Source organism: Streptobacillus notomytis (assembly GCF_001902585.1).
Lineage (GTDB): Bacteria > Fusobacteriota > Fusobacteriia > Fusobacteriales > Leptotrichiaceae > Streptobacillus > Streptobacillus notomytis.
This window is the reverse complement of the sequence record NZ_LKKV01000055.1, coordinates 1-263: the sequence shown is the minus strand read 5'-3', so window position 1 is coordinate 263 and position 263 is coordinate 1. Positions and strand designations below refer to the sequence as shown.

The following is a 263-nucleotide window of genomic DNA, read 5'->3' as shown; positions in this document are numbered from 1 at the left end:
CTCCCTTTTAGCTGTAATCTTTTTAATATCTTTATACAAAGTCCAATACCCAGTTAAAATTCCAATTAATATAAGTAAAATAATAACTAAGTTGTTCCTTTTAAACAAAAAGATATTTTCAGCTGCAAAATATATACCCAAAAGTAAAATAAGTGGGGATAAAATAGTGTATACAAACCCTGTAGCAAAAGATATATATCTATGTAATTTTGAATCTCTTTCTACTTTAACCTCTTCAAGAAATTCTTCTCTAATCTCATCTC

General features: G+C 26.6%; 1 pseudogene. It reads right to left on the bottom strand.

From position 1 onward, the window contains the following. Nucleotides 1-263: pseudogene (locus BUE91_RS07055) on the bottom strand (hypothetical protein); the annotation flags it as partial.